Annotated in this window: 20 protein-coding genes; 6 read left to right on the top strand and 14 right to left on the bottom strand. The window is 46.5% G+C overall.

Annotated features, from left to right (window positions below; genetic code table 11):
- Window positions 1–124 precede the first annotated feature (124 nt).
- The gene (locus AB4154_RS12880; RefSeq protein WP_017061655.1) at window positions 125–964 is read right to left on the bottom strand and encodes a helix-turn-helix transcriptional regulator; all 840 of its coding nucleotides are present in this window, start codon (window positions 962–964) and stop codon (window positions 125–127) included.
- A gap of 379 nt (window positions 965–1,343) precedes the next feature.
- Here AB4154_RS12880 and AB4154_RS12885 point away from each other — a divergent pair, with 379 nt between their 5' ends.
- The 4 genes from AB4154_RS12885 (at window position 1,344) to AB4154_RS12900 (ending at window position 6,688) form a co-directional block, all read left to right on the top strand.
- On the top strand, window positions 1,344–3,248 hold the full coding sequence (locus tag AB4154_RS12885; protein WP_372123245.1) for a fructose-specific PTS transporter subunit EIIC: 1,905 nt from the start codon (window positions 1,344–1,346) through the stop codon (window positions 3,246–3,248).
- Between the two features lie 89 nt (window positions 3,249–3,337).
- Complete coding sequence (manA, locus tag AB4154_RS12890) at window positions 3,338–4,555, top strand: mannose-6-phosphate isomerase, class I (RefSeq protein ID WP_372123247.1); 1,218 nt, start codon at window positions 3,338–3,340, stop codon at window positions 4,553–4,555.
- A 266-nt stretch (window positions 4,556–4,821) separates the two neighbouring features.
- Window positions 4,822–5,262: a PTS sugar transporter subunit IIA gene (locus AB4154_RS12895; protein ID WP_017071406.1), complete on the top strand. Its 441-nt coding sequence runs from the start codon at window positions 4,822–4,824 to the stop codon at window positions 5,260–5,262.
- Between the two features lie 13 nt (window positions 5,263–5,275).
- On the top strand, window positions 5,276–6,688 hold the full coding sequence (locus AB4154_RS12900; RefSeq protein WP_102320881.1) for a fructose-specific PTS transporter subunit EIIC: 1,413 nt from the start codon (window positions 5,276–5,278) through the stop codon (window positions 6,686–6,688).
- Window positions 6,689–6,847: 159 nt separating this feature from the next.
- Here AB4154_RS12900 and AB4154_RS12905 read toward each other — a convergent pair whose 3' ends face one another.
- The 8 genes from AB4154_RS12905 to AB4154_RS12940 all read right to left on the bottom strand — a co-directional run bounded on the left by AB4154_RS12905 (window position 6,848) and on the right by AB4154_RS12940 (window position 16,265).
- The gene (locus AB4154_RS12905) at window positions 6,848–7,984 is read right to left on the bottom strand and encodes an ABC transporter ATP-binding protein (RefSeq protein WP_372123249.1); all 1,137 of its coding nucleotides are present in this window, start codon (window positions 7,982–7,984) and stop codon (window positions 6,848–6,850) included.
- A gap of 56 nt (window positions 7,985–8,040) precedes the next feature.
- Window positions 8,041–8,775 (bottom strand): HAD family hydrolase, encoded by a 735-nt coding sequence (locus AB4154_RS12910; protein ID WP_017064949.1) that lies wholly within the window; start codon window positions 8,773–8,775, stop codon window positions 8,041–8,043.
- Complete coding sequence (locus tag AB4154_RS12915; protein WP_065584078.1) at window positions 8,765–10,234, bottom strand: CehA/McbA family metallohydrolase; 1,470 nt, start codon at window positions 10,232–10,234, stop codon at window positions 8,765–8,767. Before AB4154_RS12915 ends, AB4154_RS12910 begins: the two co-directional genes overlap by 11 nt.
- Window positions 10,235–10,339: 105 nt before the next feature.
- Window positions 10,340–11,620, bottom strand: coding sequence for an extracellular solute-binding protein (locus AB4154_RS12920; protein ID WP_017064951.1), 1,281 nt, complete (start codon window positions 11,618–11,620; stop codon window positions 10,340–10,342).
- 6 nt (window positions 11,621–11,626) lie between these two features.
- Entirely contained in the window at window positions 11,627–12,574 is a 948-nt protein-coding gene (locus tag AB4154_RS12925; protein WP_372123252.1) for a carbohydrate ABC transporter permease, read from the bottom strand.
- Window positions 12,575–12,597: 23 nt separating this feature from the next.
- Window positions 12,598–13,482: a carbohydrate ABC transporter permease gene (locus AB4154_RS12930; protein WP_017064953.1), complete on the bottom strand. Its 885-nt coding sequence runs from the start codon at window positions 13,480–13,482 to the stop codon at window positions 12,598–12,600.
- An 84-nt stretch (window positions 13,483–13,566) separates the two neighbouring features.
- Window positions 13,567–14,469, bottom strand: a complete 903-nt coding sequence (locus AB4154_RS12935) for a LysR substrate-binding domain-containing protein (protein WP_102332231.1) — start codon at window positions 14,467–14,469, stop codon at window positions 13,567–13,569.
- A gap of 170 nt (window positions 14,470–14,639) precedes the next feature.
- Window positions 14,640–16,265, bottom strand: coding sequence for an ABC transporter substrate-binding protein (locus tag AB4154_RS12940; protein ID WP_372123254.1), 1,626 nt, complete (start codon window positions 16,263–16,265; stop codon window positions 14,640–14,642).
- Window positions 16,266–16,438: 173 nt separating this feature from the next.
- Here AB4154_RS12940 and mpaA point away from each other — a divergent pair, with 173 nt between their 5' ends.
- Window positions 16,439–17,146: a murein tripeptide amidase MpaA gene (gene mpaA, locus AB4154_RS12945; RefSeq protein WP_137001686.1), complete on the top strand. Its 708-nt coding sequence runs from the start codon at window positions 16,439–16,441 to the stop codon at window positions 17,144–17,146.
- A 408-nt stretch (window positions 17,147–17,554) separates the two neighbouring features.
- Here the strand turns inward: mpaA and eat are convergent, their stop codons facing one another.
- From eat to AB4154_RS12960, 3 genes are read right to left on the bottom strand one after another with little or no spacing between them, the layout of a single operon-like run.
- Window positions 17,555–18,952 carry an ethanolamine permease gene (eat, locus tag AB4154_RS12950; protein ID WP_017061647.1) on the bottom strand — a complete coding sequence of 466 codons (1,398 nt, stop codon included), beginning with the start codon at window positions 18,950–18,952 and terminating at the stop codon, window positions 17,555–17,557.
- A 24-nt stretch (window positions 18,953–18,976) separates the two neighbouring features.
- Window positions 18,977–19,846 carry an ethanolamine ammonia-lyase subunit EutC gene (gene eutC, locus AB4154_RS12955; protein ID WP_017067008.1) on the bottom strand — a complete coding sequence of 290 codons (870 nt, stop codon included), beginning with the start codon at window positions 19,844–19,846 and terminating at the stop codon, window positions 18,977–18,979.
- Window positions 19,839–21,251, bottom strand: a complete 1,413-nt coding sequence (locus tag AB4154_RS12960; RefSeq protein WP_017061645.1) for an ethanolamine ammonia-lyase subunit EutB — start codon at window positions 21,249–21,251, stop codon at window positions 19,839–19,841. Before AB4154_RS12960 ends, eutC begins: the two co-directional genes overlap by 8 nt.
- A gap of 200 nt (window positions 21,252–21,451) precedes the next feature.
- On the opposite strand from AB4154_RS12960, the gene AB4154_RS12965 reads away from it, so the two are divergent.
- Window positions 21,452–22,372: a helix-turn-helix domain-containing protein gene (locus AB4154_RS12965; RefSeq protein ID WP_372123290.1), complete on the top strand. Its 921-nt coding sequence runs from the start codon at window positions 21,452–21,454 to the stop codon at window positions 22,370–22,372.
- A gap of 104 nt (window positions 22,373–22,476) precedes the next feature.
- Here AB4154_RS12965 and folM read toward each other — a convergent pair whose 3' ends face one another.
- Together folM and folE are read right to left on the bottom strand one after the other, a co-directional pair.
- The gene (gene folM / locus AB4154_RS12970) at window positions 22,477–23,193 is read right to left on the bottom strand and encodes a dihydromonapterin reductase (protein WP_136999154.1); all 717 of its coding nucleotides are present in this window, start codon (window positions 23,191–23,193) and stop codon (window positions 22,477–22,479) included.
- On the bottom strand, window positions 23,190–23,828 hold the full coding sequence (gene folE, locus AB4154_RS12975; RefSeq protein WP_102398130.1) for a GTP cyclohydrolase I FolE: 639 nt from the start codon (window positions 23,826–23,828) through the stop codon (window positions 23,190–23,192). The genes folM and folE overlap by 4 nt, the downstream gene beginning before the upstream one ends.
- Window positions 23,829–23,843: the final 15 nt, after the last annotated feature.

Below are 23,843 nucleotides of genomic sequence, written 5' to 3' on the forward strand. Positions count from 1 at the left end.
AAATAAACAGCAGAGGAAAACACAAAGCAAATTGATCACCACAACACAGAGCTCACTGTGGTGATCTAGTCATACAAATTTCGGTCGTATAAGCTCTGGTCAAAAATGGCAATTTGAAGGGATATTAGATTGAACCACGATATTCAGTCGGGGTTCTTCCGGTGCGGTTTTTGAATACTCGGCAGAAGTAATTCACATCCTTAAAGCCACAACGTACCGACACTTCATTGAGCTTGAAATTGTATTTCTTGAGCATGAACTTGGCGCGGTCGATTCGCACACGTGTAATGTATTCAGCCAGCGTCATGTGGCCTTGTTGACGAAACATTCGCGACAAATGGTTGGATGAAATACTAAAGCGCAAAGCGATGCTGTCTCGCGTGATCTGGCGGTGGAAATTCTCTTGGATATAGATACAGATCCCTTGATACACATCCTGTACGCGGCTGTGAGACTTCTCGACAGGCGCATCCAGCATCGTCTTGCTGTATTGAAGCAACGCTTGCAGCAATAATTCATCCATCGGCTGCTTGTTGCTCTCGCGCGCTAACGAGCTGAGCGCCTCCAAAATATTATCAATCGCAAAGCCAGAGCGAGTCTGAATACTATGCTTTTGGATATCGTAGAAGCTCTCTTCCCCTTTGCGCTTGCTCACCAAGCTTAAACCAAGCTGACGACGCCCAAACAACATACTCAGTACCGAACAATCAGTATCCCAGTTCGGCTTGTTCCAACAGTTAGGCGGGATGAAAATCGCATCCCCTGCTTTCGCAACAACATTGGTGATCTTGCGATCATGACTCTCCATTTCATTAATATACTCACCGTCGAGCACCAGCTCTAAACGCGGAAAGTTCACCTGATAACTGAATGCTGAAGGCGTGTGAAAATCTCCCGCAAACCAGATGTTATGAAACGGTTCTCGCTCGTTTAATACCGACGAGATTAGGTCATGAAATATCATTGTTTCGAACTCTTATAAGCAGCAATAAGGCTACGGGAATAGATATACTCCTTAGTGAAACATAGCGCTATTGAGCAAAATCACAATTTGAGATCTAGGTTACAAAAATCCAGTAGTGGAAATAAATCTCCAGTCTAAGGCCAGATTTAGAACACTGTTATCATGATAGAAAAATCAATCTAAGCCCTTATCAATAAAAGCGTTATAACCTCATAAAAGCTGTCAACACTCCCCCAAACAGGCACTCCTAACCGATCAAAATCACACTCCATTTATAAGGCAACAATCATCCAGTAAATGCATTTTTTCTTCACTACAGAAGGCAAGCCGTAGATTCCAGAATACCCCTAACAAAATAAAAACAGAGTAGGGGTTCATTATGATCACGACATTGATCAACCAAAATTTGATTAAGCTTTCGCTTAGCGCTAATTCAAAAGAAGACGTATTTAAAGAGCTGATCGAGGTGCTGTACGCACAAGGTCGAATTTCAGACAAAGCACAGTTCCTTACCGACATTAAAGCTCGTGAAGAACAAGGTAATACCGGATTTGAAGAAGGTATTGCTCTGCCACACGCGAAAAGCGCTGCGGTGATCAAACCCGCGGTTGTTATCGGCGTCCACAAGCAGGGTATCGAATACGGCGCCGATGACGGTCAGCCATCAAAACTGTTCTTCATGATTGCCTCTCCTGATGGCGGCGATGATCACCACATCGAAGTACTGGCAGAGCTTTCTTCAAAACTGATTGAAGAAGGCTCTATCGAAAGCTTCATGAATGCTCAATCTGAACAAGAAGCATTAGAACTACTGCTTAGCAAACCTGAGCCTTCAGCAACCGAAACCAACGTTGAGAAACAAGGCTTCATCATTGGTGTGACAGGCTGCCCAGCTGGCGTTGCGCACACTTATTTGGCAGCTGAAGCGCTAGAGAAAGGAGCGGCGGCTCTTGGCTACGACATCAAGGTCGAAACTAACGGTTCTATTGGTGTTAAAAACAGCCCGACTCAAGAAGAGATCGAACGCGCCGACGCGATTGTCGTGGCTTGTGATAAACAGGTCGACATGGCTCGCTTTGCCGGAAAACGCGTCATCAGCACCAACGTAAAAGCACCAATCAAAGACGCACAAGGCTTGATTAAGCAAGCGCTCAACGCACCTAGTTACCAAGCTGAACAAACGCCGACCAACCAATCTGTTGTAGAAAAAGCCTCACAAGCACGTTCAGACCTTTACCGTTACTTGATGAATGGCGTATCTCACATGATCCCATTCGTCGTGACTGGTGGCCTATTGATAGCCCTTGCACTGGCGATTGGCGGCGAGCCAAGTGAATCTGGCATGGCGATTCCTGCTGGCAGCATGTGGAACCAAATCCTAGAAGTGGGCGTGGTTGCCTTCACATTGATGATCCCAATCTTGGCTGGTTATATTGCTTACGCGATTGCTGACCGCCCAGCCCTAACCCCTGGCTTAATTGGCGGTTGGATTGCCAACAACGGCTCTTTCTATGGCGCTGACGCAGGCACTGGCTTCATTGGCGCAATCATCGCGGGTTTATTAGTGGGTTACTTCGTTAAATGGATTACTTCGTTTAACTACCGCAAATTCGTTCAACCACTTGTGCCTATCATGATCGCTCCGATCACTGGCTCTCTATTCATCGCGGGTCTGTTCATCTTTGTTATCGGTGCACCTATCGCTGGGCTGATGGATGCGCTTACTGCACTACTAACGAGCATGAGCACAGGCAACGTGGTTCTGCTTGGCATCGTACTGGGTGGCATGGCCGGTTTCGATATGGGCGGCCCATTCAACAAAGTAGCGTTCCTATTCTCGGTCGGCATGATTGCTAGCGGTCAAACTCAATTCATGGGTGCAATGGCGTGTGCAATCCCTGTCGCTCCCCTTGGTATGGCTATCGCAACCAGACTTGGCCGTAAGTTCGACCTATTCGAATCTTCTGAGATTGAAGCAGGTAAAGCAGCAGGCGCGATGGGCTTGGTGGGTATCTCTGAAGGTGCGATTCCATTCGCGGCTCAAGATCCAATGTCAGTTATCCCAGCCAACGTGCTTGGCTCAATGACTGCTGCGGTAATGGCGTTCTCGTTTGGTATCACCAACAGTGTTGCTCACGGTGGTCCAGTGGTCGCTCTACTTGGCGCAATGAACTACCCACTGCTAGCACTGTTGTGCATGGCGTCTGGTGCAGGCGTAACTGCGGTTACTTGTATCGCACTTAAAAATCTACGCAAAGCCAAGCTAGCAACAGCAGCGGCTTAAGCCATTTCAACTCCAATGGCTTGAGCCCTTCTACTCTCCTTTTAGGAACGAATAGAGCTCAAGCCATGTTTCCCTTCATGGTGATTTCGATGTCTGATTTTTCTTTAGCGAACGACTCGTTCGTACAACGCTTTTTCTACCCTATGACCAACGTAATTCAAAACTACGCATGGGGTAGCCCTTCTTCGTTTAGCCAACTGTTTGGTATTGATAACCAATCAGGTGAGCCACAAGCGGAGATCTGGATGGGCGCTCACCCTAATGGTTGTTCGATAGTCACTGACAATGGTCATCAAACCACGTTGTCGAACTTGATTTCTAAGAACCTAAACCTGTTTCTGAGCGAGAAAGTCGCGAGCCGTTTTGGTGAACTTCCGTATCTGTTTAAGGTGTTAGCGGCGGAGAAAGCGCTCTCTGTTCAAGTTCACCCGAACAAGCAGCAAGCCGAATCTGGCTATGCTCTAGAAGAGCAGCAAGGCATTCCGATGACAGCGGGCAACCGTAACTACAAGGATCCCAACCACAAGCCAGAACTGGTGTATGCCCTAACCGACTACACCGCGATGAATGGTTTTAGGTCGATCAGCGAGATCCTAGAGCACTTCCATTATCTCGACATTCCAGAGCTTCATTCGATGGTCAACGATCTCGCGGGCGATCAAACACCGAATGGCTTAGCCTGCTTTTTTGCGAGCTTACTGTCTCTGGAGGGTGAGCAAAAAGGCATGGCGCTTACCATACTGCTCATGAAGGCTAAGCTTTCTGATAAACGTGTATTCCAACTGATTTCAGAGCTTGAAACTCAATACCCAGGTGATGTCGGTTTGTTCGCTCCGCTACTATTGAACGTGATTACCCTAAAGCCGGGGCAAGCCATGTATCTAGACGCTGAAACACCTCACGCTTACATCAAAGGTACAGGTCTAGAGATCATGGCGAACTCAGACAATGTGCTGCGTGCCGGGTTAACGCCTAAGTACATGGACGTGAACGAACTGGTTTCTTGTACTCGATTTAATGAAAAGCCAGCAGATAGATTACTGCTCAACCCGATTGAACAAGGTGACGTGATGGAATACGAAATTCCAGTCGAGGATTTTAAGTTCTCTATCGTGCAAAACTCACAGCAACGACAGATCACTACCGAAGGTGCCGAGATCTTATTGCCACTCGACGAGTCCATGGTGCTCACTCACCAATGTGGTGAAACCTGCGTGATAGAGAAAGGCCAATCGGTATTCATTCCCGCTTACGCTGAGAGTTACAAACTCGATTGCGTTGGACGCGTGGCGCGTGCTTACAGCTAGCTCTCAAAAGTAAATCTAGCTCTCCCGAGTAGATACAAACACTGATCATGCCCTGCTTTGCGGGGCATTTTTCTTCCTACAGAAAGTTATTTCAACACCGAAGTACACCATTAAATATGACTCATCTCACACTGGATGAATGATGCAAATCACACTTAATTTTGCTTGGTACAAATGTACAGTGAAGGGCTTTTATTTGCTATTTCGCGAATCGGGTTAATCCATTAATTTTAATTCAAGAACTTCAATAGTGAATGAGTTAATAAATGATCACACAGCTAACTAACGTCAACTTAATTAATAACAACCTTCAAGCGAATAATAAAAAAGAACTGTTTGAAGAATTGGCAAGCATGTTATTTGAGAACAACCGAATCAGTAATAAAGAAGCCTTCTTGGCAGACATCGAAATTCGTGAATCTCAAAGCATTACCTCGATGGACGGCATCGCTTACCCACACTCAAAAAGCAAGGCGGTCACTGAGCCGGCAATCGCTGTCGGTGTAAAGTGCGAAGGCATCGAATATGGCGATGAAGACGGCATTAATCCAACCGTATTTTTTATGATTGCTTCACCAGACAACGGTGCTGACCATCATATTTATGTATTACAAGAACTATTTGGAAAATTCAGCGATGAATTTATTCAAGATATCCATAACGCAAAAGACGAACAACAGATCCTTAATATTTTAATTAATTCATAAGGCATAGAAAATTATGAGCACCCTAACAACTCAAGCTACGAATACTAATAATAAAAACAGTAGTAGCGACTTTAAAAAACTCCTTAGTACCATGAAAGGCCACCTGCTTTTCGGAACCTCACACATGCTGCCTTTCATCGTAGCCGGTGGTGTTCTGTTGGCGTTAGCGGTAATGGCATCAGGCAAAGGTGCCGTACCAGCAGACGGCTTGCTGGCAGACATCTCTAATATCGGTATCAAAGGCCTTGTTCTTTTCCCAATCATTCTTGGCGGCTTTATTGGTTACTCAATTGCAGACAAACCAGCACTAGCACCTGCAATGATCTCTTCTGGCATCATGGCTGACATGGGCGGCGGCTTCCTTGGTTGTATCGTGGCAGGCTTTATCGCCGGTGGCGTGGTGTTCCAACTTAAGAAGATCCCACTTTCTGCAAATATGACGGCGCTAGGAGCGTACTTTATCTACCCGCTTCTAGGCACGTTAATCTCTGCAGGTATCGTATTGTGGGGCATCGGTGAACCAATCAAACTGTTCATGTCTTCTATGAACGAGTTCCTAGCTTCAATGGCTGGCGCATCTAAGATGGTTCTGGGTACAATCCTTGGCGGTATGACGGCGTTTGATATGGGCGGCCCTATAAACAAAGTAGCGACCCTATTTGCCCAAACTCAAGTAGACACACAACCTTGGCTAATGGGCGGCGTTGGCATCGCGATTTGTACTCCACCTCTAGGTATGGCTCTGGCGACTTTCCTATTCAAAAACAAGTTCTCTAAACAAGAGCAAGAAGCAGGTAAAGCGGCAGCAATCATGGGTTCTATCGGTATCTCTGAAGGTGCTATCCCGTTCGCAGCAAATGACCCAATGCGCGTACTTCCTTCAATCGTTGCCGGTGGTATCGTGGGCTGTGTATTCGGCTTCATGACAGACGTTCTACTGCACGCACCGTGGGGCGGCCTAATCACTGCGCCAGTATCAAGCAACATTCCAATGTACGTCGTCGGTATTGCGCTTGGCTCGCTAACCACAGCCGTTATCGTAGGCTTCTGGAAACCGGTAGCGGTAGAAACAGAAGAAGACATGGTTGAAGCGCCAGTACAAGCTCAAGCCGCTCCTGCAGCAGGCGAAGGCGAGTACGACATCGTAGCTGTAACATGTTGCCCTTCTGGTGTTGCACACACCTTCATGGCGGCGAAAGCACTAGAAAAAGCAGGTGCGGCAGCGGGTCTGAAAATCAAAGTAGAAACTCAAGGTCAAAACGGTATTCAGAACCGCATCACCGACCTAGATGTGGCGAACGCGAAGCTGGTTATCTTGGCTCACGATATTCAAGTGAAAGACGCTCACCGCTTTGCTAACGCGAACGTGATTGAGTGTTCAACCAAGGAAGCAATGAAGAAAGCCGCGACTATGGTGGCTATCTAAAACCTAAGATTATTTAAAACCAAAGGTTATCTAAATAATCAATAAATTAGTGAATGTTCACTATTGATAAAGTAACTACCCCTAGTAACTAAAATCCCCATTCGTCTAGTCAACGAATGGGGATTTCTTTTTACAAAACAACTCGTAGGATCAACAGAATCAGCTCTTAGGATCGAGCGTCTCTTCGGTTTCTAAATCGAACAGGTGACATTGGCTGGTGTTGAAATGCAGCACCGTTTCTTCACCACTGTTTGCCGTGCGATCCGCATCAAAAGGCACGCGAGCCACCAGCTTATCTGCACCGAGTTTAAAGTAGAGATACAGCTCATTACCCATCGACTCAACCACATCAAGCCTGTGCGTTTGAGTATTCACTTCCGCCAGCGGCGCATCGTGATTAGCCAGTTGAATGTGCTCTGGACGAACACCAAACCATACCCACTCACCTATCTTTTCACGAGCGATAATCTGCTTGTCTTGTGGCAGTGTCCAACGAGTCCCACTTTCAGAGACCACGTTCATCACGCCATCAATCTCATCCAATCTCACCTTGAGAAGATTCATCGCTGGCGAACCAATAAAGCCTGCGACAAACTTGTTTGCTGGGTACTGATAAAGGTTCATTGGCGTATCGACTTGCATAATCTCACCTTGATTCAACACACAGATGCGATCGCCAAGGGTCATGGCTTCCACCTGATCGTGTGTCACATAGATCATGGTGGCGTTCTGCCCTTCTTGCTTCAGGTTATTGTGCAGCTGTGCAATGCTGACACGAGTCGAAACACGCAGCTTGGCATCCAAGTTAGACAAGGGCTCGTCAAACAAAAACACATCTGGCTTACGCACCATCGCACGGCCAAGCGCCACACGCTGCCTTTGACCACCCGACATTTCACCCGGCTTATTATTTAGCAGGTGTTCGATATCGAGAGTCTTGGCTGCATCTTCAATTCGCTCATTGATTTCATGCTTTGGCAGCTTCTGTTGCTTCAGGCCAAAAGCCATGTTTTCGTACACCGACATGTGCGGATAAAGCGCGTAGTTCTGAAACACCATCGAGATACCACGATCTTTAGGTGGCAATTCGTTTACACGCTTATCGCCAATGTAGACATCGCCTTCTGAGATATCTTCAAGGCCTGCGATCATGCGAAGTGTCGTAGATTTTGCGCAGCCAGACGGCCCAACAAACACCATGAACTCACCTTCGCGAATATTCAGATCGACACCGTGCACAGCCTTAAAACCATTTGGGTAGGTTTTTTCTACCCCTCTCAGTGTGACTTCAGCCATAACCTGTCCTTAAATCAATTCGTTAAATACTATCTTTGCAATCTGTCGTGGACGTTTTAGCCACGTTCTTGCAGTTGGTTGAGCTCAAAATGGGCGACTGATGCGATAACCAGATCCGCCACTGGCTCTAACTCGCTGTGTTGTGCAGTCCCCGTCAGAACACCGACATTGCTTGCGCCTGCATTGCGGCCAAATTCCATATCCGAAACCGTGTCACCAAACATGATCACCTCATGAGGCTCAATACCGCATTGTTCACAGAAGGCATTGAGCAGTGCTGGCGCTGGTTTAGGTTCGATATCACCATCTGAGTAACCGACATAATCAAACATCTCGCTCAAACCCGATTGCTCTAGTGTGTAGATGGTTGAGTCTTTGGTGTCTGCGGTCGCGATGCCTAAAATCATGCCTTGCTGCTTAAACAGGCCAAGCTTTTCAGCCACACCTGGTAGTGCTTCAATCCAGCTTGGGTTCTCTTCCACTTCGTCATTGAAAGCGGCTTTGGTCACCTTAGTGAACTCAGCGAGCGAGACATTAGGTTGCAGCATGTTGAACCACGCTGTTGCGGTATCTTCCACTGGGTTTGAGGCTAATAGTCCATAGTTATCAACCACATCACCTTCCACGCCGATAGCCAAGAGTAACTCAGCAGGTGTGACAGTTTGATTACCCTGATGCTGGTCACTGTAAGATTTCACACGCTCACAAGCACCACGAGAAACGTTAAGCCACATCTTGTGGAACTCTATCAATGTGCCGTCTTTATCAAATAACATCGCCTTAAACTTCATCACGGCTCATTCGCTCCATTAGTTCTCCCCAAGTACGCACTAGGGGTTGGTTAAATTCTGGTTGTTTGCCGTCGAATACGGCATTGATGCAGCCTTCAAACTCACGTTCGTCACATGCAGATTGAGTGCTGTTGATTAATGCAGAAGAAAGTTCTCCACGACGGATATCCACTCGGCACCAACGGTAGCCTTCATCAATATGGATACTTTGCAGCTCATCATTCAGAGCGATTCGTTCAACAATCTCGCCATCCACCACGCACTCAGCGTAGTAAAGGTTTTCTGAATCAGTGACAGCGATACGATAAGTGAGAGCCTGCCCTTGAGAGTCGTTGCCCGGCAGCAAATCACCTAAGTTGATGTCAAACTTCAGGCCACAGCGGCGCTCTAGGTAAACCTGCCCATTACGCAAACCAGACAAGATGCCTTCGCCGCTCAAACCATGGCTGTAAACGAAAGTTGATGGGTCACCGTAGATAGAAGGTTCATCCGATTTTGGATTGCGCTCATGGGGTTCAAGGTGTGAATCACTGCCGCCAATCGCCGTAATGCGTTGGCCACAATTCCACATTTCATTGAGAACCAATAACGCCTCTTCGGTCGCTTTTGGCGAGGTCGACCACGTTGGGTCACAACACACTTCAAACGTAGACACTTGGCTAAGATCCACTTGATCGTAATGCCAATGCCACGGCTTCATCATCGGGTGATTAATGCCAAGGGAACTGTGTCCACTTTTAGCTAAGTTCAATCCTGCTTCCATCGTCGCTTGGCTGCTGTGCTCAACGTCTCTAAGGTCTAAAGACTTAACCGGGCCATGCACATTAAAATGCCCGAGATCGGTCGTGACTTCTAACGCTGGTAAAAACAAACATTGGTTTGATACAGGCAGCTTAGGCTGGCAGATGTTGTGCTCGGTGAAGAAGAAGAAATCGAGCACTTGTGATTCAACAATATCTTTGGCCGCGGCCAAGGTATTGTGACCATCAGAAAGCTGAGTGTGAGCGTGTAAATCGCCGCGATACCAACGAGAATCAGAACTCAGCATATGGCTGTAATCAAACTCGATATCGTGATCACTTGTCACCGTTGGAGTCAGTTCTAACTCAGCATCGCTATTAACTGACTCATCAGAGCAAAGTACATCGACTTGATACTGCATCGCACGCTCGGTGCGAAACTCACCTTCAAGATTGTAAAGTTCTAAGAACCACTCACCTGATGGAATCGCACCATCAATCGCACCTAAACCAGAGTTTTTCGGTTGGATAGAGAGTGACTTGTGCGCCTTTTCAAATAGCACTTTGCCACGAAATGCTTGGTTGGCATCATACGCCGATGCGTACAAGAATCCTTTTTTCACCGTTGTGCCGGTAATAATTACGCTGTGAGAACCTGTTGGCACATCAAAGGGGATACGTACTCTGCCAAACGGCAGCTCACCTTGAAATTGGGTCATTGTCTTCACCAAATTCGTCCTAATTGAAGGACTGGGTCAAAAAGAGGCCCACCCGAATAGATGGGCCTTGATGCGTGCAAAGATAGTGTTAATCCACTTTGCAGATTAAGAACGATTCGCTCGATCTAGTGCACGTTGTGCTTTTTTAGCCGCTTGTTTTAGCGCTTTGTCAGCCGGCACGTTTTGGATTTGAATTTGGTCCGCAGCTACTTTCAGCGCATCCATGATCTTACCGTTGGTAGGGTCAAGGAAATCTTTGGTCGCCGTGTTTGCTTGCTTCAACGGAATCAGAGCTTGTGGGTTGTCTTTGGTGAACGCTTGGTATTCTGGAACTTCAGAAACACTGTTGCGCACAGGGATGTAGCCCGTAAACATCGACCATGCTGCCGTGTTTTTCGCGTTGGTGTAGAACTCAACAAACTCAAATGCACCTTTCGCTGCTGCTTCGTCTGTACCTTTTGGCATTACATAAACCAGCGCACCCGCTTGTGGTGCAGAAGGGTTTGAGCCCCAACCCGGTTGTGTGGTTGCCGAAAGCTTAGTGAAGTCCAAGTCACCTTGGTCACCCGATGAACCTGTATAACCCAGTGCGTTGTCTTTCATCACGTCATCAATGGTTTTATACCAGTATTCCCAGCCTTGACCACCGTAGTGAATTCGCATGATTTGATCATCATGGATCCACTTACGGAAGCTGTCCCACACCTCAACCCACTCAGGAGAGTCAATCAGCACTTTCTTACCGTCATCACTGATGATCTTAGCGCCGTTAGAGAAAGCCGCGTCAATCATGTTGCCCTGACCCCACATCGGCTCCCAGCCGTAGAAAGTCACGTTGCCTTTCTCGTCACGCTGTGTGACTTTCTCAGCGACCTTAGCCACACCTTGCCATGTGTTTAGGTCTTGCTCGGTAAAGCCGTTATCTGCCAATACTTGCTTGTTGTAGTAGAACACTTGAGTTGTACCGTAAGCAGGTAGACCAATGATGGTGCCATCGTCTGCCGTCACTTGATCTTTAAACGCGCCAATGAAATCAGAGAAGTTGAACTCTTCATCCATAAACGGCGTTAGGTCACGGCTCAGACCACGCCCGTGCATCGCTTCCGCACGACCTGAATCTAATAGCACAAGTTCAGGTGCCGTTTTCGACGCTAAACCAGCTTGCAGCTTCTGGTAGGTTTCCGTGTAGTTACCTTGCAATGCGGGCTTCACCACATACTCATCTTGGCTCGCGTTGAACTCTTCGATGAGCTTAGTCATCATTTGCTGTGGCTTAGTACCACCGGAATACCAAAAGTTAACTTCGGTTGCGGCAAGAACACTGCTAGAGAACATAGACGCGCTTGCTGCGCCAGCACACACTAGTGCGAGAGTTTTTAGTTTCATTTCCGTTTACTCTTTTACGCCGTTATCGGCGATACCTGAAAGAATCGTCTTTTGACAAATGACGAATAGAATTAACAAAGGCAATACTGCAATGGTGCTCGCCGCCATAATTTGCGACCAGTTCAACCCATAGTTACCTTCGGCAATAAAGTAGTGACGAATACCAGTAGCAATCAGATTTAAATCCTGAGTCGTAATCACCAGGCTTGGCCACATGTAGCTGTTGTAATTGGTAATAAAAGTGATGAAGAACAGTGTTGCGACTGCTGCTCGGCATTGCGGTAAGATGATTGTCCATAAGATCTTGAGCTCACCTGCACCATCAATTCGTGCCGCTTCAATCAGCGACGGGTGCACCTTGATAAACACTTGGCGTAGATAGAACACACCGAAAACCGACGCCGCGTTCGACGCCACTAGCCCCATGTGCGAATCCAACAAACCCAGTTTTGCTAAGGTGATATAAGACGGAATGTAAGTCACCGCGCCCGGCAGCATGTAACAACCCATCACGATGAAATAGAGCACCGTCTTTGAGCGAAACTTCAGCTGAGTCAGCGCATATGCAAACATCGCCGAATTCACAATCACCAAAAACGTAGTGAACAAAGCCACGCTAAAACTGTTGAAGATGTACAAGCCAAACGGCGCGCTGTGAAAGGTTTCGACAAAGGTTTCCCAGCGGAATTGCTCTGGAATCAAATCCAGTGGGTTAGCAAAGATCTCATCGTTGCTTTTCAGTGAACCAGACAACATCCACAAGAACGGGAACACCATAATGGTTCCGCACGTTGCCAAGAACAGGTGCTTAGCCAGTGCGAGGAACGAACGGCGATCCACTGAAATCTTCTTTGACGCAACCTCTGATTTGGTCGCTTTGGTTTGAGCTGTGACTTTAGATTCAGCCGCTCTTTGATTTAAGACTTGATTGGCATCCAATACTTGCGTGGTCATAATTCTGTCCTTTCAAAAATCGACTAGTAGTACACCCAGCGCTTGCCGATGTAGGTATTAATAAGTGCCAGCAATCCAGTAATCAGGAATATCACTAACGATGTCGCGGCCGCAGGTCCCATTTCGTAACGTTCAAACGCTTGTTGGTAGAACAAGTACAGCAAGGTACGTGTCTCACCACCCGGCCCGCCCTGCGTTAGGATCTGGAACTGATCGAACGCCTGCATTGCCGTAATAATGTTGACCACCACTAAGAAGAAAGTGGTTGGTGAAATCAGTGGAAGCGTAATCTTCAAAAAGCGCGTTAAGCTGCTGCAGCCATCAATCAAAGAAGCCTCATACAGTGACTCTGGAATCTTGTTGAGTGCACTGATGTAGAACAGCATCGTCCAACCAATCGCCTGCCACACCGTCACGATAATCACCGCAATCAAAGCCGTGTTTCCGTTCTCTAACCATGGAATCGCGCTAAACCCTGCCGACTCCAGTAAGTGGTTTGCCAAGCCCGATTTGGTCTCGAACACCCAAGACCACACGATCGAAACTGCTACCGTTGGCGTAATCCAAGGAGAGAAGATCACCGCACGATAAAACTGGCTGCCCTTGAAATTTTTGTGCAGCAGCATCGCAAACACAAGGCCAAGAATAATGGTGGGAATCACCACACCCACAGAGAACCAAAACGTATTGAGCATCGCTTGGATGAACTCGTAATCCTCAACCATGTACTCGTAATTTTCTAAACCGATGAACGAATAATCTGGCGAGATGTAATCCCAGTCGGTGAAGCTGATGTAAATCGAATAACCAAATGGTACGAGCCAAAAAGTAAACAGTGGCACCAACAACGGTGCAGTAAATAGCAGTACCTTTAAGCGGTTTTTCATTGGTTCTGAGAAAGCACTCATGGTGACCTCGTCCTTATTTGTATGCGGTTAAATTAAGGGGTTTGTGTGACAGGTTAGTAAGAGCGCCCTTCATTTTTTTTATGGCTACCCATTAGAAAATCTTTCTTCCAGTTCACCGTCTTCCATCTGGTGATAAAGCCAATCACAGAAGAAATTCACCTTGGCACTGCGTCGGTGTTTAGTAATCAAATAGTGGGCAGATTCAGCAGGCATTGAGGACTCTGTCGCCAGAACCAGATCGTTTTTCTCTAACAGCTCAGACACCGCAAGCGAACGCACCAACAACACGCCAATGCCATGTTTGACCGCTTCTAAGGCGTGCAAAGAATTACTCACCTCCAATAACACCTTCGGTAGGGTCATCTCGAATTGGTTGTGACTCAACCATTGCAGCCAGTTCTCTCGGTAGCCTTTTACTTGCACGGTCGGCAGAGCAGAAAAATCATGCTCAACCAAGGAGTCTTGATATTGGTTTTTAAAGTCTGGGCTACACACCAACTGCCAATGCTCTTGAAAGAGTCGCTCACTATGAGTGTCTTCGCTTTCGACCTTGCCATTGGTCAGTTCAATATCGACATTCTGACAAGGGTTGGTTGATGGCCAGTCCACCAGCTGAATATCGAGCCTGATAAAAGGGTATTTTTGATAAAAAGATGGCAAGCGAGGCAGCAGCCAGTTATGGCAAAAGGTGTGATTAACGCGCAGGCTCAACACGTCGGTTTCTTTTTCCCCGAAGAGGATTTGAGTCTGTAATTTCAGGTGTGCTAATGAACCCGCAACAATCGGTTGATAGTGCTGGGCAGCTGACGTCAGCTTTACGCCTTTGGAGCTTCGCTCAAACAATGTGGTATCGAGAAAGGTTTCTAAACTTTTAAGCTGCTGACTCACCGCAGCTTGGGTAACACAAAGCTCGCGCGCAGCAGCGCCAATAGAACCGAGGCGGGCAACAGCTTCGAACGCAACAAGGGCACGTAGAGGGGGTAACATGGCTTCACCTGATTGAAATAAAAGTGAAAAATACTTCAATCAGGTTTCAGTTTTTTGCGCTTACCGTTACAGATTAATGACGAAGGGACGTTGATCAGATATTTATGATCAACGTCCCTTTTCTTTATTTCATGTTCTTAGCGGTGTGTCGCCGCGTGAATCAAACGCAATTACTCTTTGATGTAGAGATCCTTAGAGTAGATACGCCCTTCCACATTGTTTTTCGCAAAACCACCGACACTTGGTCGCACTAGGCGAGCCTGCATGTAGTAGTAAATTGGTGCGATCGGCATGTCTTCTGCCAGCAACTGTTCTGCCCGGTCGTAGAAACCTTGGCGATCTTGTTCGCTGGTTGCGGCTAGTGCGCTATCCATTGCTGCGTCGTACTTTTCATTGTTGTAGCGAGCAAAGTTACCTGAAGAGCCAGAACGCAATAGGCTCAAGAAGGTTGATGCTTCATTGTAGTCACCACACCAAGAGGCGCGCATCACATCAAAATCACCTTGGCGACGCGATACCAAGTAAGACTTCCACTCTTGGTTTTCTAGTTCAACTTGTGCGCCTAAGTTGCCTTTCAGCATTGATGCAATCGCCACTGCAATCGACTTGTTCGATTCACTGGTATTGTAAAGCAGTTTGAAATCCAATGGGTTAGACGCATCGTAGCCCGATTCTTGCAATAGTTCTTTGGCCTTTTGATCGCGTTCTTTCTGAGTCCACGTGCTGTATTCAGGTTGTGTTGCATCAAAACCAGCCGTGTACTCATGAGCAAAGGTATAAGCCGGTAAGTTGCCCACCTGAGTCACACCATTGGTGATAACGTCACGCATCATAGAATAAGAGACAGCTTTACGTACTCGCGCATCATCAAAAGGTGGTCGCGTAGTATTGAATGCGTAGTAGTAAGTACACAACAGAGGCACTGTGGTAAACGCATCTTGATATTTGCTTTTAAGCTGCTGCGCCATGTGTGTAGGCACGTCCGAAGTAATATCGACCTCGCCCACCGCATAACGGTTAATCGAGGCATTCTGATTCTCAAACGGAATATAAGTTACTTCGGTTAAGTGGGTATCTGAACTGTCCCAGTACGTCGGGTTCTTCTTAAGCTCAATGCGCTCGTTCACCACCCACTCGTCTAGCACAAATGCTCCATTACCAACAAATTGCTTAGGGTCGCTCCACGGCTTGTCGCTACTTTCTAGCGTTGCCTTATGAACGGGCATCATGGATGTGTGGCCCGTCATCGCAACAAAGTATGGCACTTTGCTATCAAGTTCGAACTTCACCGTGTGCTTGTCGACAGCGGAAATACCGAGTTCTTCAACTGGCTTCTTACCTTCTGCTACGTCAGCAATGTTGTTGATTTTGGTGAGCTTGAGGTACCACACGTTTGGAGACGCGAGTTTCGGGTCGACCGCGCGTCTTAACGCATACACGAAATCATCGGCCGTCACCGGATCGCCATTCGACCATTTCGCGTCTTTACGCAGGTGGAATACAAACGTCTGGTTGTCTTCGGTTTCCCAAGATTCCGCGACACCTGGAGTAATATTGCCATCGCGATCTTGAATCACTAAACCTTCAAATAGGTCACGTAGAATGTGCATTTCTGGCAGGCCTTCTGCTTTCGCAGGGTCAAGCGTCGCCGCTTCTGCATCATTAGCACGAACTAAGTGTTGGTCTTTTGCCAGCGAAACACCAGCAGGTAAGGTTTCAGCAGCGGCAGTCACTGATATAAAAGGGGTCAATAAAAATGAAATGAGTAAAGCCGTTGAATGTTTTTTAAAATCCATGTTTGTTTGCTCTCCTAGCCTATCTTTGAAGCAAGTAATAAAATTAACAATGCGACGGTTGACGAGTTTTGACGCTATGGTTTATTTAAAGGGGTTCATCTAATGGACTTAGTTAATGATTAATATAGCCAATAGTGAATACTTGATAGTACTTGATCAATCAGGAGATTAAGGTGAGTTTAATTCCAAGAACGGAAAGAGCTGCGTTTTCAATAAAGCCGCTGTCATATGGAAAATCAGTGTTGGGTGCGCCTTTGCTCTATTTCCCCGCGCAAATAGAAAGCGAGTCTCGCGGGCTGATCTTAGCAGGCACACACGGTGATGAAACCGCTTCTATTGCAGGATTATCTTGTGCGCTGAGAAGCTTGCCAGCCGCCAACTTGAGACACGATGTGATCCTGTCGATGAACCCAGATGGCAATCAATTAGGCACTCGCGCCAACGCCAACCAAGTCGATCTGAACCGCGCCTTCCCAACTCAAAACTGGACAGAAAACGGCACCGTGTATCGCTGGAGCTCCCACACACCAGTCAGAGATGTAAAAGTGAAAACCGGGCAAGCCGAACAACTTGAACCTGAAGTGCAATCGCTCATAAACCTCATCGAACAGCGCCAACCTAAATTCGTCATCTCTTTTCACGAACCACTCGCCATGGTCGATGACCCCGATCGATCAGAACTCACCACTTGGCTAGGTAAGCAATTCAACCTGCCGCTCGTTGAAGACGTCGATTACGAAACCCCAGGCTCATTCGGCACATGGTGTCAGGAAAGAAACCTACCGTGCATTACTGTAGAACTACCGCCCGTTTCTGCGGATTTAACTATAGAAAAGTATTTGGATGCGTTTGTCGCAGTGTTGGGGTGTGAGGGAAATTAGTCTGGAGTAGGCTACATATACACATGCGAACAGTAATTCATCCTAATTACTAGTGAATCATATATTCCGTCTACTGAATCAATCCCATTCATAATCTATGCCGAATTCTTCCTTTGCATCATTTCAACTTATCTTTAGAGAAAGGCAATCGACATGATTAGCGCGATGAAAACTTCACTATCAATGAACTTCGGGGCTCGTCGCTATGAATCTAACTCGTTATAAAAAATCATGACAAGTGTCTGGACAAAAACGTTCCAAGAAAATGATCCTAAAACAGCACTATTTCTAAATTAATATTTATCGTTAGAGGTGATGACGATTGGGGTTTACACGCAAGTTACTACAAGTAGTGTAATAAAGGCTCCAGCAAAGCACTAGAGCCTTAAATACCATTAGAAATTGAATCTAATTAGTAGCCTCAAGCTCTTTCTCTGCAACCGACAGCATCTCAAACTCTTCCTCAGCGGTCGATGCGACCAATTTATTACGGCTATATAGGCCATAATAAGCACCACCAATCACAAAGAGTCCCATAGTCATAAAGAATGCAGATGGGTCAAAAGCATAAACACCCGTCATTGCAATAAGCGACAGCACTAGTGAAGTGCCGGAAGTCAGCATGCCACCCGGTGTTTTGTATGGACGGTGAAGCTCTGGTTGCTTGATACGCAACAATATATGACTAAGCGACATTAATGCATAAGACACTGTCGCCCCCACTACCGCCATCGCCAAGATCAGGTCGCCTTCTCCGGTCAATGACACAGCAAAACCAAACACACCCGGCACCACTAAAGCACGAGCAGGCACTTTGTTTTTGTTTGTAAGCGACAAGCTTTGAGGCAAGTAACCCGCACGAGACAATGCAAACACTAAGCGGCTATAACCGTAGATAATCGAGAAGAATGAAGCAATAAGTCCTGCAAGTCCTAGTATATTAACAGCCGTTGCAACGGTTGGATTACCGGTCAACTTCAAGGCATCGACTAGAGGAACGGCACTATTCGCAATCGCTTCAGAACCCACAGCGCCCGCAAGCAGCAGAACGACTAAGGTAGCGGTGACCAGTAAGAATAACATTGCGCCGATAATACCTTTGGGTACATCCTTGGCCGGGTTTTTCGCCTCTTCAGCAGCCAGTGGAACCCCTTCTACCGCAAGAAAAAGCCACATTGCAAACGGTAGTGCCGCCCATACACCATACCAACCAAAAGGAAGTAGTTCTGTGGCTTGTGCGGTTGCCGGAGCGATATCAAACAGATTATTAGCATCAAACTCACTAACCAATACGCCTGCTGTCATAAGAATTGCTAGTACGGCTAACCCACTGATGACCATCATGACTTTCAGAGCTTCTCCTACCCCTGCCATATGAATACCGATAAAGATGGCATAAAAGATCGCGTAAACAAGAGGACCATCGATACCCATTAGTTCATTCACCGCTGAGCCAATAAAAATGACAATCGCGGCAGGTGCAAGGGCATACTCAATTAAGACGGATAAGCCGGTAAAAAATCCCCCCGTTGGTCCCATGGCTTGTCGAGCAAAACTATAGCCACCTCCTGCAGCGGGAATAGCCGCAGACATCTCCGCCAAAGAAAGGACAAGGGTAAAGTACATCACCGCCATAGCAATTGCAGCAATAAGAAAGCCTCCCCAACCAGCTTGACCGATACCAAAGTTCCAGCCTGCAAAGTCACCAGAGATCACGTATGAAACGCCTAACCCTGCTAGCAAAATCCACCCAGCAGTGCCCCTTTTAAGTTGTCTTTGCGCCAAATATTCCTGATGTTCTGACATTGTAAATCCCTCTATTTTTGTCTTTTATCCAATTAAAAAATTGCCTGTGTGCTTGTCTTCTAACTGCTCACCACCTTCTTCCTCGATACTCGAACGGTCTTTAAGGTTGACCCCAGAAAGCTCTAGCCGACGAGCTTCCTTCAATAGGTATACCGCTCGCTTACACGCATCTTCATAAGCCAACCCCTGTGGGCGAATATTAGAAATGCAGTTCCTATCAGAGTCTTTTGCTCCTCTTCTTGCCTGCCAAGTCAGGTACATACCCATGCTATCTGGAGAGGTCAGTCCCGGGCGTTCACCAATCAAAACCACCACCATCTTGGCTTGTAAGCACTCGCAAACATCATCTCCTATTGCCACTCGGCCCTGCCTCACAACAGTAATAGGAGCAACATGCCACGGCACTTCGTCTTCCCCTAATAAAGAAAGCAGATGCTCAATGACTGGATTTGCATGATTTTGAATGGCAATTGAAGACAAGCCATCAGCCACTACTATCGCGAGATCAAACGGGGGAGACTCTGAATGAAGAACGGCTTGCAACTGATTCCAACAGACGTCATCAAGCTCACGACCAAGATCCGGCCTTTGCAAATACATGAATCTGTCTGTCGCTTTGCTGTGCGCCTTAATTGGTGCCTGAGAAGTGTGTTGAATGACCGAGTTTGATTGAGCGATGAGCTCAACCAATGAATCCACATCTAAAGCACAATGAACGGCATCCATCGCCTGTGCATGGTCGAGTTGAAATGAAAGCAACTCTTTAGTTGGAACGCTATTTCCACTTCGACCCAGTGCAATACGTGCCGATGTAAAACCTTTAAGCTCGTGCCAAGGGTTTTGAGTTACCAACTTAGAAGCAGAATGTTTTGCCATAGAGACCACCTTACCCATGTGCGGGGCCTCCATTAAGTTGTGCTAGAGCGCCAGCAAATGAGCCGGAGAGTCGTTCATTTAGGCGCACATCTTTTACATCATCAAAAATCTGCATCTGAGTTAGCCACTCCTCAAACTCCGGCGCAGGTTTTAAACCCAACACCTTGCGTGCATAAAGTGCATCATGAAACGAGGTTGTTTGATAATTGAGCATGATGTCATCGGAACCCGGAATCCCCATAATGAACGAGCACTCAGCGACACCGAGCAATGTCAGTAAGTTATCCATATCATTTTGATCGGCATAGGCATGGTTGGTATAGCAGATATCACACCCCATCGGCAGGCCAAGCAATTTGCCACAAAAATGGTCCTCAAGCCCTGCTCGAATAATCTGTTTTCCATCAAAGAGATATTCAGGGCCGATAAAGCCGACCACGGTATTAACCAACAATGGATTAAAATGACGCGCTACGGCATAAGCCCGTGTCTCACAAGTTTGTTGGTCCACACCATGAAAAGCATTGGCAGAGAGAGATGTTCCTTGCCCTGTCTCAAAGTACATGACGTTACTTCCAACGGTGCCTCGGTTCAGCGAAAGCGCCGCTTCGTTTGCTTCTTTAAGGATCGAAAGGTTAATACCAAAGGTGTCGTTCGTACCTTGAGTGCCACCAATAGATTGAAAGACGAGATCCACCGGAGCGCCCATCTCAATCGCTTCAATCGTGTTTGTAACATGGGTTAATACGCAAGATTGGGTCGGGATCTGGTAGTGTTGAATGACCTCTTCCATCAGATTCATCAACTTAATTGCCTGTGGTACATTATCTGTTGCGGGATTAATGCCGATCACAGCATCACCATTGCCATACATCAAACCATCAAAAATACTGGCGGCAATGCCATTGAGAGAATCGGTTGGATGATTGGGCTGTAAACGGGTGGATAAACGACTAGGCAAGCCAATGGTGTTACGAAACGCAGTCACTACCCGACATTTTTTGGCGACTTGGATCAAATCCTGATTACGCATGATCTTACTCACTGCAGCCACCATTTCTGGAGTTAAACCAGGACGCAGCTTTGCAAGCGTGAGACTATCGGCTTCATCACTTAGCAGCCAGTTCCGAAAGTCTCCCACTGTAAGGTGATCAATCGCTTTAAACGCCTCTCTATCATGGCTATCAATGATTAAACGAGTAACTTCATCACTTTCATAAGGGATCACCGCTTCATTTAAAAACGTCTTTAGGGGCAAGTCTGCCAGTGTCATCTGAGCTACAACACGCTCTGCAGCAGAAGTCGCAGATACACCAGCCAAAACATCCCCTGAACGCTCTGGCGTAGCCTTTGCCATCAGATCTGCTAACGACTCAAAGTTAAAAACCAGGTGCCCTTGTTGTCGGCGATAAGCTGCTGTCATAAATTCCCTCTTCATAAACTGGTTCAGTTCTTGCTCAATAACCTTTTGTATATATGAGTAATTAAGCGATTTTTGAACCGAATGAATATCAAGAATCGGCAAACATAAAAAAGCATTAATAAACATAAACTTAAAGACACACTGTACTAATATGGGTCACATGGGTAGGTCATGGAATGATGAGAAAGGATGAAGAATTGATGCGTTATGCACCTAATTTGTGCACATTCAACACATTTGATGCAAATCAGCAGGCAGCCAGCCTCTTTAACTGGCAGCAAGAATATGACCAACTGAGTCAAGGAAGTTTTCTAGGTCAGATCCGTGAACGAAAATTTTCTCACGTGCACCTATTTCGAGAAGACAGCAACCGAAAACTCAAGCAGCAATGTCGTATTAATGAAGGGATTTGGTTAGGGATCAGTGCTAACGATAGACCTTTACACATCAATTACGCACAAGGTAATCCTGATAGTATTTTGATCCGTGAGGCTGGGGCGGATTTTGAGCTACTTACGCCAGAAACCTTTTCTATTTATGGGTTAGTCATAAGCCCTTCACTGGTTGAAATGATTCAGCAACAGCTAGAGATTGAATCATTAAACAGCAAGAGCCACTTTCTTGGTTGCTCTCAACACTACACCCAACAAATAAAAGCTTACTTAAGCTTACTACTCTCCCCGAGTCAATCTCGCTGGTCTTTTCAAACTCATCAATCCATTGTTCAAGATATGTTGGTCGAATTGTTCGCTCAATCGTCTAATCAAAATATGCAAAAAACCAATGCCTCACAGCGTGAGAACACCATGCGTCGAATTAGGCAGTACCTAGATAACTCGCAGTACCGTAAACCCGTCACCGTGTCTGAACTGTGCGATGCGGTTTATGTCAGTCGCCGTACGCTGCAATACACCTTTGAGTCCTGTTGTGGCATATCACCAAAACAATTTATACAAAATGTACGTCTCAACCAGGTATGGCGCATTCTGCAAAATCCGAGCGAACAACGGTGCATCAATGAAATCGCCTTTGACTTTGGTTTTTTTCATCTGGGATATTTTTGCCAAAGCTACAAGCAGTTGTTTGGTGAGTCGCCCATGCAAACACGTTCTAATGTCTAAAACCCAAAAAGTGTCGAGGGACAACTTAAAAAAATGTAGTTAGACGATATGAAAGACGAATAGATTAGTTGACTATCCTGCCTCAAGATCACAACGCATGAACTTCACTTCAAGTGCCTGCCGCCATCAAGGTGCAAAGTCCTTCCTGTCATATAGTGACTAGCCAAAACAAACTTAATGCCATCTATCACTTCTTCAAAGCCTGCCTCTGAGGGAATCAGTGCTTTTTTCAGAGCTTTGGTTTTGTACGCCTCGTCATCATGTTCATTGAATTTTATCATGGCAGGAGAGAGAGTATTGACTTTCACCTTGGGAGCCAGCATCGCTGAGAACGACAGCGTCAAGTTGTTGAGTGCGGCTTTACTGGCCGCGTAAGCGATGTGTTTTTTACTGCCTTTTTCCGCAACGTAATCACTGATGTGGATGATGTCCGACGTTTTATCGCCAGACATTAGTTGGTCTTTGAGCATTAAATTAACCAGATAAGGCACGGTGGCGTGAATCGTCATCATCTGGTGCATGATTTGTGATGCATTTTCACTGGGGTTTGTCTTGTTCTCAGGCTTCCAGTCGGAAGCGTTATGTATGATGGCACGAAGTGTCTTATATTCTTGACCAACGTAATGAAGAAAGCCCTCTAGGCTGCTTTGTTGATAAAAGTCTACCTGTTGCAAGTCGGCTCCACTGTCGCGCAGTATTTTCAGCTGGGGATAGTCGCTTCGGTAAGTGCCAACGACTTTGTATCCGTCAGATATAAGTTGCTGCGCCAGAGCGAATCCTAAACGCTTCCCCACTCCAGTTATTAGAATCGTTTCACTCATCGTAAAAACTCAGCTCTAGTTTGAGGGTTAGTTTTGAAACTGCCACCAAGCGCGGTTGTGGTGGTTTCAGAGTTAGCGTCCATAACGCCTCTCGATTTAACGCAGTAGTGAGTTGCTTTAATCGTCACAGCCACATTTTCTGTTTCGACTAGAGTCTGTATCGCGACCAGGATTTGCTGTGTAAGGCGTTCTTGAACCTGCGGACGCTGAGCAAAGAATCGAACAATACGGTTTATTTTAGATAGCCCAAGAATCTTGGATTCTGGGATATAAGCCACTTGTGCTAAACCATCGATGGTGATGAAGTGATGTTCGCACGTCGAAGTTAAATCTATATCCGATACCTTAACCATTTCATCAACTGACATTTTGTTGTCGATAACACTAATTTTGGGGAAGTTATTGTAGTCGAGCCCTGAAAATATCTCGTGAACGTACATCTTTGCAATGCGATGAGGTGTTTCAGCGAGACTGTCATCGGTTAAATCCAGCCCGAGCGTACTGACAACTTCCGTCAAAAGCCCTTTGATGCGGTTGTACTTCTGGTCGGGGTTCATTTCGCTCGATGTCATCGGGGTTTCAAGCCCCTTTTCGAGCAAAGCTTCTCTTACTTTTTCAGCTTCTGTGGTTAGCATTGAGTCGCTCCTTAT

Source organism: Vibrio sp. 10N.286.51.B11 (genome assembly GCF_041469245.1).
In the GTDB taxonomy this organism is placed as follows: Bacteria; Pseudomonadota; Gammaproteobacteria; order Enterobacterales; family Vibrionaceae; genus Vibrio; species Vibrio crassostreae_C.

Excerpts from the sequence above, each read along its gene's own strand:
- AB4154_RS12880 (WP_017061655.1), bottom strand. The coding sequence starts at position 964 with ATGATATTTCATGACCTAATCTCGTCGGTATTAAACGAGCGAGAACCG.
- AB4154_RS12885 (WP_372123245.1), top strand. The coding sequence starts at position 1,344 with ATGATCACGACATTGATCAACCAAAATTTGATTAAGCTTTCGCTTAGC.
- manA (WP_372123247.1), top strand. The coding sequence starts at position 3,338 with ATGTCTGATTTTTCTTTAGCGAACGACTCGTTCGTACAACGCTTTTTC.
- AB4154_RS12895 (WP_017071406.1), top strand. The coding sequence starts at position 4,822 with ATGATCACACAGCTAACTAACGTCAACTTAATTAATAACAACCTTCAA.
- AB4154_RS12900 (WP_102320881.1), top strand. The coding sequence starts at position 5,276 with ATGAGCACCCTAACAACTCAAGCTACGAATACTAATAATAAAAACAGT.
- AB4154_RS12905 (WP_372123249.1), bottom strand. The coding sequence starts at position 7,984 with ATGGCTGAAGTCACACTGAGAGGGGTAGAAAAAACCTACCCAAATGGT.
- AB4154_RS12910 (WP_017064949.1), bottom strand. The coding sequence starts at position 8,775 with ATGAAGTTTAAGGCGATGTTATTTGATAAAGACGGCACATTGATAGAG.
- AB4154_RS12915 (WP_065584078.1), bottom strand. The coding sequence starts at position 10,234 with ATGACCCAATTTCAAGGTGAGCTGCCGTTTGGCAGAGTACGTATCCCC.
- AB4154_RS12920 (WP_017064951.1), bottom strand. The coding sequence starts at position 11,620 with ATGAAACTAAAAACTCTCGCACTAGTGTGTGCTGGCGCAGCAAGCGCG.
- AB4154_RS12925 (WP_372123252.1), bottom strand. The coding sequence starts at position 12,574 with ATGACCACGCAAGTATTGGATGCCAATCAAGTCTTAAATCAAAGAGCG.
- AB4154_RS12930 (WP_017064953.1), bottom strand. The coding sequence starts at position 13,482 with ATGAGTGCTTTCTCAGAACCAATGAAAAACCGCTTAAAGGTACTGCTA.
- AB4154_RS12935 (WP_102332231.1), bottom strand. The coding sequence starts at position 14,469 with ATGTTACCCCCTCTACGTGCCCTTGTTGCGTTCGAAGCTGTTGCCCGC.
- AB4154_RS12940 (WP_372123254.1), bottom strand. The coding sequence starts at position 16,265 with ATGGATTTTAAAAAACATTCAACGGCTTTACTCATTTCATTTTTATTG.
- eat (WP_017061647.1), bottom strand. The coding sequence starts at position 18,952 with ATGTCAGAACATCAGGAATATTTGGCGCAAAGACAACTTAAAAGGGGC.
- eutC (WP_017067008.1), bottom strand. The coding sequence starts at position 19,846 with ATGGGTAAGGTGGTCTCTATGGCAAAACATTCTGCTTCTAAGTTGGTA.
- AB4154_RS12960 (WP_017061645.1), bottom strand. The coding sequence starts at position 21,251 with ATGACAGCAGCTTATCGCCGACAACAAGGGCACCTGGTTTTTAACTTT.
- AB4154_RS12965 (WP_372123290.1), top strand. The coding sequence starts at position 21,452 with ATGCGTTATGCACCTAATTTGTGCACATTCAACACATTTGATGCAAAT.
- folM (WP_136999154.1), bottom strand. The coding sequence starts at position 23,193 with ATGAGTGAAACGATTCTAATAACTGGAGTGGGGAAGCGTTTAGGATTC.
- folE (WP_102398130.1), bottom strand. The coding sequence starts at position 23,828 with ATGCTAACCACAGAAGCTGAAAAAGTAAGAGAAGCTTTGCTCGAAAAG.